The sequence below is a fragment of the Streptomyces sp. NPDC127092 genome, assembly GCF_042722475.1.
Taxonomy (GTDB): Bacteria; Actinomycetota; Actinomycetes; order Streptomycetales; family Streptomycetaceae; genus Streptomyces.
Genome location: NZ_JBHXFE010000345.1, coordinates 1 through 1,155, shown reverse-complemented (window position 1 = coordinate 1,155; position 1,155 = coordinate 1). Strand labels below are relative to the sequence as shown.

General features: G+C 66.6%; 1 protein-coding gene, 1 pseudogene and 1 CRISPR repeat array. The gene and the pseudogene both read left to right on the top strand.

Annotated features, from left to right (window positions below; genetic code table 11):
• Window positions 1-214, top strand: a pseudogene (locus ACFWJO_RS40285) (hypothetical protein); the annotation flags it as partial.
• On the top strand, window positions 124-516 hold the full coding sequence (gene cas2, locus ACFWJO_RS40280; RefSeq protein WP_230594528.1) for a CRISPR-associated endonuclease Cas2: 393 nt from the start codon (window positions 124-126) through the stop codon (window positions 514-516). The pseudogene ACFWJO_RS40285 and the gene cas2, both read left to right, overlap by 91 nt.
• Before the next feature lie 193 nt (window positions 517-709).
• Window positions 710-1,109: a CRISPR direct-repeat array (repeat unit 36 nt; unit sequence GTCTCCGCTCCTGTGGGGAGCGGACTTCGTTGAGGC).
• Window positions 1,110-1,155: the final 46 nt, after the last annotated feature.

Below are 1,155 nucleotides of genomic sequence, written 5' to 3'. Positions count from 1 at the left end.
GTCTTTCACTCATGTGCTCGGTGGCGCGCGGCTCACCCAGACCGGCCGGCGCAAAGTGATTGCGGCGGTGGAACGGCGCCTCGGGACGGAGTTCAAGCACCCCGTCTTCGGATACAGAGTGACGTGGCGCCGCGCGATAGAGGTCCAGGCGAGGATGTTCCTCGGCGTCCTGGACGGCTCGCAGGAGGTCTACAAGGGGGTGCGAGTCCGTTGAGTGCCCGGGATCGTCTCCGGAGGAGGCTCATCGCCTATGACATTCCTGACGACCGCCGCAGATCCCGGGCGGCCCGCGTCCTCGAAGGGTTCGGAGATCGAGTCCAATATTCAGTCTTCGTGGTGGATGCCTTGCCCGCCCAGTTCGTCTCCCTGCAAGCAGCCCTCGAAGCGGTGCTGGATCCGGGCGAGGACAGCGTGCTGGTCTGCGACCTCGGCCTGACGGCCACGCTTGGCGCAGAGCAGTTCAGCTTTCTGGGTCGATCACGCGAGATCTCTGTGGATGGGCCCATCATCATCTGAAGCGAGCCAGGGACCTTCGCGAAGGCTCCGTCGATGTCCGGAATCCGGCGAGCCGTCGCATCAGAAAAGGGCTTGTCAGCCCACGGTTCATGGGTCGAGGCCGATAAGCATGGCGCTCCACGGACGCCTCTTGAGCCCAGGGCTCGCCGACGGTCGCGTCTGCCCATGTCAAAGGGCTGTAATCTGAGGTGCTGTCTCCGCTCCTGTGGGGAGCGGACTTCGTTGAGGCTCCGTGGCGGGACCATGTATGCGATCTGGCGGACGTCTCCGCTCCTGTGGGGAGCGGACTTCGTTGAGGCGGCATCCGCACCGTGTCCTCCCTCCTCGCGACCGGGCAGTCTCCGCTCCTGTGGGGAGCGGACTTCGTTGAGGCTGCAGCCCGTCATGGGACAGGCTCGGCGGGTACGTGCCGGTCTCCGCTCCTGTGGGGAGCGGACTTCGTTGAGGCCAGGGGCCGGGCGTCACGTCGCTGCCGGAGGTCATGTCTCCGCTCCTGTGGGGAGCGGACTTCGTTGAGGCGCCGCGGACCGCACCGAGGTCGGTGACGCGACCGCTGGGTCTCCGCTCCTGTGGGGAGCGGACTTCGTTGAGGCCAGGGCAAGCACGAGGCCCCGGACCCCCGCCACCACGGTCTCCGCT